At 73.3% G+C, this 8,170-nt stretch carries 9 protein-coding genes; 2 read left to right on the top strand and 7 right to left on the bottom strand.

Annotated elements, in window-relative coordinates; genetic code table 11:
* Positions 1-29: 29 nt before the first annotated feature.
* The 7 genes from cysC to V7793_RS28660 all read right to left on the bottom strand — a co-directional run bounded on the left by cysC (position 30) and on the right by V7793_RS28660 (position 5,492).
* Complete coding sequence (cysC, locus tag V7793_RS28685; protein WP_336011709.1) at positions 30-587, bottom strand: adenylyl-sulfate kinase; 558 nt, start codon at positions 585-587, stop codon at positions 30-32.
* Positions 584-1,273 (bottom strand): phosphoadenylyl-sulfate reductase, encoded by a 690-nt coding sequence (locus tag V7793_RS28680; protein WP_336011706.1) that lies wholly within the window; start codon positions 1,271-1,273, stop codon positions 584-586. The genes cysC and V7793_RS28680 overlap by 4 nt, the downstream gene beginning before the upstream one ends.
* Positions 1,270-1,461, bottom strand: a complete 192-nt coding sequence (locus tag V7793_RS28675; protein WP_336011703.1) for a hypothetical protein — start codon at positions 1,459-1,461, stop codon at positions 1,270-1,272. Before V7793_RS28675 ends, V7793_RS28680 begins: the two co-directional genes overlap by 4 nt.
* Positions 1,458-3,155 carry a nitrite/sulfite reductase gene (locus tag V7793_RS28670; protein ID WP_336011700.1) on the bottom strand — a complete coding sequence of 566 codons (1,698 nt, stop codon included), beginning with the start codon at positions 3,153-3,155 and terminating at the stop codon, positions 1,458-1,460. The genes V7793_RS28675 and V7793_RS28670 overlap by 4 nt, the downstream gene beginning before the upstream one ends.
* Before the next feature lie 198 nt (positions 3,156-3,353).
* Entirely contained in the window at positions 3,354-3,437 is an 84-nt protein-coding gene (locus V7793_RS38280) for a putative leader peptide (RefSeq protein ID WP_353620284.1), read from the bottom strand.
* Positions 3,438-3,565: 128 nt separating this feature from the next.
* On the bottom strand, positions 3,566-4,141 hold the full coding sequence (locus V7793_RS28665; protein WP_336011712.1) for a GNAT family N-acetyltransferase: 576 nt from the start codon (positions 4,139-4,141) through the stop codon (positions 3,566-3,568).
* Positions 4,142-4,241: 100 nt separating this feature from the next.
* Positions 4,242-5,492, bottom strand: a complete 1,251-nt coding sequence (locus V7793_RS28660) for a helix-turn-helix domain-containing protein (RefSeq protein ID WP_336011699.1) — start codon at positions 5,490-5,492, stop codon at positions 4,242-4,244.
* Between the two features lie 231 nt (positions 5,493-5,723).
* Between V7793_RS28660 and V7793_RS28655 the strand changes: the two genes are divergently transcribed.
* Positions 5,724-6,908 (top strand): YihY/virulence factor BrkB family protein, encoded by a 1,185-nt coding sequence (locus tag V7793_RS28655; RefSeq protein WP_336011698.1) that lies wholly within the window; start codon positions 5,724-5,726, stop codon positions 6,906-6,908.
* Between the two features lie 155 nt (positions 6,909-7,063).
* Positions 7,064-8,155, top strand: coding sequence for a ribosome small subunit-dependent GTPase A (gene rsgA / locus V7793_RS28650; RefSeq protein ID WP_336011696.1), 1,092 nt, complete (start codon positions 7,064-7,066; stop codon positions 8,153-8,155).
* Positions 8,156-8,170: the final 15 nt, after the last annotated feature.

Raw genomic sequence — 8,170 nt, 5'->3', positions numbered from 1 at the left:
GGGCAGCGCGAAGGGGCTTCCCGCGGCGCTCATGCCAGCCCCCGTCCCGCCAGCAGGGCGTGCAGCGCCCCTGCCGACTCCGCCACGCTCTGCCCGTGCGCCTCGATCCGCAGGTCCGGGTCGGCCGGCGCCTCGTAGGGGTCGTCGACACCCGTCAGCCCGGAGATCTCGCCCGCCGCCTGCCGCGCGTACAGGCCCTTGACGTCCCGCACCGAGCACACCTCGACGGGCGTGGCCACGTGCACCTCCAGATAGCCGGTGCCCCGCTCCTGGTGGTGCTTGCGCACCGCCTCGCGGGAGTCCGCGTACGGCGCGATCACGGGGACGAGCACCTTCACGCCGTGCGCGGCGAGCAGCTGCGCGACGAAGCCGATCCGCCGCACATTGGTGTCCCGGTCCGCCCGGGAGAAGCCCAGCCCGGCCGAGAGGAACTCACGGATCTCGTCGCCGTCCAGCACCTCCACCCGGTGTCCCTCGTCGCGCAGCCGCCCGGCCAGCGCCCGGGCGATCGTGGTCTTGCCCGCGCTCGGCAGGCCGGTGAGCCAGATGGTGGCCCCGCTCATCGCTTGCTCCTGCTCCTGTGTCATCCGTGCAGCCCGCATTCGGTCTTGGCCAGCCCGGCCCAGCGGCCGGCGCGCGCTTCCTCGCCCGCGGCGACCCTGCGGGTGCAGGGGGCGCAGCCGACGGAGGCGTAGCCGTCCATCAGCAACGGGTTGGTCAGCACGCCGTGTTCGGCGACATACGCATCCACATCCTCCTGGGTCCAGCGGGCGATGGGGGAGACCTTCACCTTCCGCCGCCGCGCGTCCCAGCCGACGACGGGGGTGCCCGCGCGGGTGGGGGACTCGTCGCGGCGCAGCCCGGTCGCCCAGGCGTCGTACGCGGCGAGCCCGCGCTCCAGCGGCTCGACCTTGCGCAGCGCGCAGCACAGGTCGGGGTCGCGGTCGTGCAGCCGGGGTCCGTGCGCGGCGTCCTGTTCGGCGACGCTCGCGCGGGGCGTGAGCGTGATGACGCTGACGTCCATCACGGCGGCGACCGCGTCGCGGGTGCCGATGGTCTCCGGGAAGTGGTAGCCGGTGTCGAGGAAGACGACGTCGACGCCGGGCAGGGCGCGCGAGGCGAGGTGGGCGACGACCGCGTCCTCCATGGAGGAGGTGACGCAGAAGCGCTCCCCGAAGCTCTCGGCGGCCCAGCGCAGTATCTCCGGCGCCGGGGCCTCCTCCAGCTCGCGGCCCGCCTGTTCGGCGAGCTCCCGCAGATCGGTGGTGGTCATGAGGTGCCGTCCCCTTCGCCGGGTACGGGCGCGGGGCCCCGGTGGCGCGGGGCCAGCAGCCCGAGGAACGACAGCCGGAACGCCCGGCTGCAGGCGGCGCATTCCCAGGCGCCGTGCCCCTCCTCGGAGGGGCGAAGGTCCTCGTCGCCGCAGTAGGGGCAGTAGAAGGGGGCGGCGCGTCCGCTCATGACAGGTCCGCCTCACCGGCGCGCGCGACCCAGGCCGCGAACCGCTCGCCTTCCTCGCGCTGTTCGGCGAAGCGGGTCAGCACCCGCTCGATGTAGTCGGGCAGTTCCGCGGAGGTGACCTTCAGCCCGCGGACCTTGCGGCCGAAGCCGGCCTGCAGGCCCAGCGCGCCGCCCAGGTGCACCTGGAAGCCCTCGACCTGGCGGCCGTCCGCGTCCAGCACGAGCTGGCCCTTGAGGCCGATGTCGGCGGTCTGGATGCGGGCGCAGGCGTTGGGGCAGCCGTTGATGTTGATGGTGACCGGCTCCTCGAAGTCCGGCATCCGGCGCTCGAGTTCGTCGATCAGCGAGGCGCCGCGCGCCTTGGTCTCCACGATGGCGAGCTTGCAGAACTCGATGCCGGTGCAGGCCATCGTGCCGCGCCGGAAGGGGGAGGGCGTGACCTGGAAGCCCAGCGCCTCCAGCCCGGCGACGAGGGAGTCCACCTGCTCCCGCACCACGTCCAGGATGATCATCTTCTGTTCGACCGTGGTGTTGAGCCGGTCCGAGCCGTGGGCCGCCGCCAGTTCGGCGATCTTGGTGAGGGTGGCGCCGTCCACCCGGCCGACGCGCGGTGCGAAGCCCACGTAGAAGCGGCCGTCCTTCTGCTCGTGCACGCCTATGTGATCGCGCCAGCGGTTGCCCGGCTCGGCCGGCGGCGGCCCGTCGGCGAGCTTCCGCTTCAGGTACTCGTTCTCCAGGACGTCGCGGAAGCGCTCCGGACCCCAGTCCGCCATCAGGAACTTCAGCCGGGCGCGGGTGCGCAGCCGCCGGTAGCCGTAGTCGCGGAAGATGCCGACGACACCCGCCCACACGTCCGGCACGTCCTCCAGCGGCACCCAGGCGCCGAGCCGCTCCCCGAGCCGGGGGTTGGTGGACAGCCCGCCGCCCACCCAGACGTCGAAGCCGGGCCCGTGCTCGGGGTGGACGACGCCGACGAACGCGATGTCGTTGATCTCGTGGACCACGTCCTGCACCGGCGAGCCGGAGACCGCCGACTTGAACTTCCGCGGCAGGTTGGAGAATTCCCTGCTGCCGATGTAGCGGCGCTCGATCTCCTCGATCGCCGGCGTGCCGTCGATGATCTCGTCAGCGGCGATCCCGGCGACCGGCGAACCGATGATCACGCGCGGGCAGTCGCCGCACGCCTCCGTCGTGGACAGCCCGACGGCCTCCAGCTTCTCCCAGATGGCCGGCACGTCCTCGATGCGCACCCAGTGCAGCTGGATGTTCTGGCGGTCGGTGATGTCCGCCGTGCCGCGGGCGTAGGTCTGCGAGACCTCGCCGATGGCGCGCAACTGGGCGACGGTGAGCCGGCCGCCGTCGATGCGGACCCGCATCATGAAGTACTCGTCGTCCAGCTCCTCCGGCTCCAGGATCGCGGTCTTGCCGCCGTCGATCCCCGGCTTGCGCTGGGTGTACAGCCCCCACCAGCGCATCCGTCCGCGCAGGTCCGCGGGGTCGATGGAGTCGAAGCCGGCCTTCGAGTAGATCGTCTCAATGCGTGTCCGCACGTTGAGACCGTCGTCGTCCTTCTTGAACTGCTCGTTGCCGTTGAGCGGGGTGAAGTGGCCCACGGCCCACTGGCCCTCGCCGCGGTGGCGGCCGGCCTTGCGGCGGGACGTGGCGGCGGAGGGGGTGTGCGAGGTGGCAGCCATGGCGGTATGTCCTTCGGTGGCCTGCGGGTACGCCCACGGGCGCCCCCGGCACCTGCGGACGGGTACGGGTGGTGACCCGGTCCGGGTGCGGGTGCTCACGGGGCTGCGTGGGTGCGCAAGGGGGACGCTCGTCCGCGGCATCGGGGACGGCGGGGGAGCGGGCGAAAGTCAGGAAACGGCAGTGCTGGTGCTGAGACGTCAGCCCGCCGGACAGATGGCGCTGGACACGCGGACGAGGTCGACGTGACGCCGACTCACCAAGACGATTCCAGCTCCGGACATGGGGGAAGCGTGGCACGGCGGGATCCGGCCAGTCCACCATTGTCCGTAATATGGACGATCCCGTCCCGCAATGCGGGACGGGATCGCTCGGCGGCCTGTGCCGCCCGTGACGGGTGCGGTGCCTGTGCTCAGGCGTGGGCGCCCGGCCAGGGCCCGGGCGGGGCGGCCTCCGGCTGCTCCTCGGTCTTGGTCGCAAACAAACGGAAGCCGCGCTTCTCGTAGTTGGCCACCGCGTGCTCGCCGTCCAGGCTGCAGGTGTGCAGCCAGACCCGCCTGGTCGGCTCCAGGCCCTCCCAGCGGTCGGCCAGGTCCCAGGCCCGCGCGGTGCCGTACGCCAGCAGGTGGCCGCCGATGCGGCGGCCGCGGAACGCAGCGATCAGCCCGAAGTAGACGATCTCGACCGTGCCCCCGGGCTGCGCCTCCAGTTCCATGTAGCCCGCCGGCGTCCCGTGCTCGTACGCCACCCAGGTCTCGACCCCGGGCCGCTCCAGGTGCGCGCGCCACTGCTCGTAGCTCCAGGGCAGCCGGTCGAGCCAGGTCACGTCGCCGCCGACGGCCGTATAGAGGAACCGGCTGAACTCGGGCGAGGGCACCTCGGAGCGGACGATCCGGATGCCGGACGCGGCGTCCGGCACCTGGACGGGCACGAGGTCGGCGGACGAGGTCTGTTCCAGCGACCAGGTGGTCACGGTGGTCGTACGGATGCTCATACGCCCAGCGAACCACGGGACGGGCCGCACGTTGTACGGGGGGCCGCCCGAAGGGCCGTGCGGCTCCCGGCCCCGGGCCGGGGTGCCGGCCCGGTCAGCGGGTCCGGGCGCGGTCCGTCAGGACTACCGGGGCCGTTGACGAGGGGAGGAGGTCTTCGCCGCGGGGCGGGGTCAGGAGGTGGACGTCCACGCCGTCCGCGAAGCGGTACGGGCGGTGGCCGAGCACGCCGCCCAGGGTGCGGCGCATGCGGGACATCTCCGCGCGGACCGTGACCGTGCGGGAGGCGTCGCCGAACAGGTCCGCCGCGAGCTCCGCGGCGGAGCGGCCCCCGGGGTGCCGCGCCAGCACGTACAGCAGCTCGGCGTGGCGCGGGCTGAGCTCCTGCGACCACTCGCCCGCGGCACCCGCGACCGTGACCGTCCAGCGGCGCGGGCCGCGCACGTCGAGGACGACGCGGTTGGGCACGAGCTCGGCGCGCGGCGCCTCCTCCACCTGCACCAGCCAGCCGTCCGGCAGCGGCGCGAGCGAGCACAGCCCGAGCGAGGGCAGCCACGCCCGCCCCGCCTGCACGGACTTGGGCAGGGCGACCCGGCCGACCGGCCCCATGCCGGTCACCGCCGCCGCCCACCCGTCGCGGTCCACTACCAGCGCCCGCCCGCTCACCCGGGCCAGCATGGGGGCGGCGACCGCCCGCAGCCGCTCCACCGACTCCCAGTGCCGGGCCCGCAGCTCGCCCTCGCCCAGCTTCGCGACCGCCGTGACCAGGGGCAGCGTGGCGGGGTTGAACACCGGCGCCGGGCCACTGACGTTCAGCACGCCCAGCAGCCGCCCGTCGCGCGGATCGTGCAGCGGGGCCGCCGCGCACGTCCACGCGTGGTGGGTGCGGACGAAGTGCTCGGCCGAGCGCACCTGCACCGGCCGCCGCTCGACGAGCGAGGTGCCGATGCCGTTGGTGCCCACGAGCTCCTCGGCCCACGACGCCCCCACGTCGAAGCCGAGCCGGTCGGCGCTGCGCAGCACGCCGGGGTTCCCCTGCCGCCACAGCACCCGGCCCTCGGCGTCCGTGACGGCCATCAGGTGCCGCTCGATGTCGACGACCGAGCCCAGGCCCTCGTGCAGCTGGCCGAGCAGCGCCGCGAGCGGCGAGCGCTGCCGCCGCTGCTCGACCTCGTCGGCCGGCAGCGGCGGGGACGAACCGCCCTGCTCCGGATCGACGCCCCGCAGCCGGACGCGGTGCCAGGACTGCCCGATGACCGGGCGCGGGGGCACGGGAGGCCGTGCGTCACCCAGGCAGGCCTCCCGGACGGCCGGCAGCAGGCGTTCGTCGGTGGTTCCGCGGTTCACGCTGCCATGGTGCCGTCCCGCGGGCCCGTCCGGCGGGGCATCCGCAGGATTGCAACTCCATGCAACCGTTGCGCGGGGGCCCGCCGCGGGCGGATGGTGTGGGAGAGCGGCCGGAGGGTGGTGCCGAGTCGGCGCAGCATCACCCTCCACCGGACGCTCGTCCCGCCCCGTGTCGCCCGTCTGTTCGGCGGGCGTGCGAGCCGACGCTGCCAGGGCGGATACGGTTAGAGCGTGCAGGCAGCAAACGAATCACCGGGGCGTCGGGCCGGCCGGCTGCACAGGGCTCGCGTCCTGTACCGAAATGTCTCGAAACGCAGGATGGCGTGGCTTCTTCTGAAGGACACGGTCAACTCCTGCATCGAATACCGCGTCACCGGGCTCGCGGCGGAGGCCGCGTTCTTCACCCTGCTGTCGCTGCCGCCGCTGCTGCTGGGCCTCCTCGGCCTGCTGGGCTACCTGGACGACTGGACCGGCACCAACACCATCGGCTCCATCCAGGAGAACATCCTCAAGGCGTCCGCGACGGTCCTCAGCGACAAGGGCGTCAACGAGATCGCCCGGCCCCTGCTGCGGGACGTCACCAAGGGCCGCCCGGACGTCATCTCCGTCGGCTTCGCCATCGCGTTGTGGTCCGGTTCGCGCGCCGTCAACGTCTTCGTCGACACCATCACGATCATGTACGGGCTGGAGGGCAAGCGCGGCATCGTCCGGACCCGCCTGCTCGCCTTCCTCCTCTACATCGTCGCCCTCCTCATCGGAGCGGTGGCGCTGCCGCTGATGGTCGCCGGGCCCGAGGCGGTGGTGGACGTCGTGCCCTGGAGCGCCGACGTCGTGCGCTTCCTGTACTGGCCCGTCGTCATCCTGCTGTGCATCGCCTTCCTGACCACGCTCTACCACGTGTCCGTGCCGGTCCGTTCGCCCTGGCAGGAGGACATCCCCGGGGCGCTCGTCGCCCTGACGATGTGGGTGTTCGGCAGCTTCCTGCTGCGCATCTACCTCACCCACACGGTGGAGGGGCTGACCATCTACGGCTCCCTCGCCGCGCCCGTCGCCGTGCTCCTGTGGATCGGCGTCTCGGCCTTCGCCGTGCTCGTCGGCGCGGCCGTCAACGCCGCGCTCGACCGGGTGTGGCCGTCGGTGGCCACCGCCGCCGCGCGCGCCGACGTCGACCGGCTGCGGGCCGCGGCCGCGGCGCAGGAGGCGGCCGAGCGCGCGGCCCGCGCGCTGGAGGCGAGCCTGGAGGACGACCTCGACGACTACGGCCCGGACGAGGGCGTGATCGGCCAGGACCGCGAGCCGCCCTCGGAGTTCCCGGAGCGGTGGGCCCAGTTCCTGCCCCCGGACGACGTCCGCTCGCGCCTTCAGAAGGAGGGCCACCAGCCCAAGCACGCGCGGCACGCGAAGCGGCGCGATTAGAGAGAAAAACCTTTCGCGCTCACCCTTCCGCCCTGCCTAAGCTCACCCCAGCGCGAAGGACGCGTGTTCCCAGGAGAGGAGGCGAGGACCGATGACTGTCACGGCCCGCACCCAGCAGAAGTCCGTCACTTCCCCCTCCTTTAAGGAACACCGTCTTGACCGAGCTCTCACACCCTCTCGCCCCCTACGGCTGGGACGAAGGGTTCGCTGACAGCTTCACCGCACACGCCGCCGGGGGCGCCGTCCCCGGCCGCATCGTCCGCGTCGACCGGGGCCGCTGCGACGTCGTCGTGCCCGCGCCGGACGGCACCGGCGTGCACACCGTGCAGGCCGACACCGCGCTCGTCACCACCGGCGACCCGCTGAACATCATGTGCACCGGCGACTGGGCCGCCGTCGACACCGACCGCGCGATGGTGCTCGCCCTGCTGCCCCGGCGCAGCGCGTTCGTGCGCTCCACGTCCTCCAAGCGCTCCGAGGGCCAGGTCCTCGCCGCCAACGTCGACCACGCGGTCATCGCGGTCTCCCTGGCCGTGGAGCTGGACCTGGGCCGCGTCGAGCGGTTCCTGGCCCTGGCCTGGGAGAGCGGCGCCGAGCCGATGGTCGTCCTCACCAAGGCCGACCTCGTCCCCGACCCCGTCGTCCTCGGCCACCTCGTCGCCGACACGGCGACCGTGGCCCCGGGCGCCCAGGTGCTCGCCGTCAGCGCGGAGACCGGCGAGGGCGTCGACGTCCTCGCCGCCTCCCTGGCCGGGGGCACGTCCGTGCTGCTCGGCCAGTCCGGCGCGGGCAAGTCCACCCTCGCCAACGCCCTCGTCGGCGAGGAGGTCCAGGGCGTCAATGCCGCCCGCGACCGGGACGGCAAGGGCCGCCACACCACCACCACGCGCAACATGCTCAAGCTGCCCTCCGGCGGTGTCCTGATCGACACCCCGGGCCTGCGCGGCGTCGGCCTGTGGGACGCCGAGAGCGGCCTCTCGCAGACGTTCTCCGAGATCGAGGAGCTGGCGGCCCGCTGCCGGTTCCACGACTGCGGGCACTCCGCCGAGCCCGGCTGCGCCGTCCTCGCGGCGGTCGGCTCGGGAGAGCTGGGGCAGCGGCGCCTGGACAGCTACCGCAAGCTGCAGCGCGAGAACGCGTGGATCGCCTCCCGCACCGACGCCCGGCTGCGGGCGGAGATCCGCCGCGACTGGAAGCAGAAGTCGGCGGAGGGGCGGGAGGCGTACGCCCGCAAGCGGGGCCTGTAGGCACGGCTCCCCCGC

The sequence above is a fragment of the Streptomyces sp. KLMMK genome, from assembly GCF_036961605.1.
In the GTDB taxonomy this organism is placed as follows: Bacteria; Actinomycetota; Actinomycetes; order Streptomycetales; family Streptomycetaceae; genus Streptomyces; species Streptomyces telluris.
Note: the sequence above shows the minus strand (reverse complement) of the source record. Positions and strands in the feature narration are given on the sequence as shown.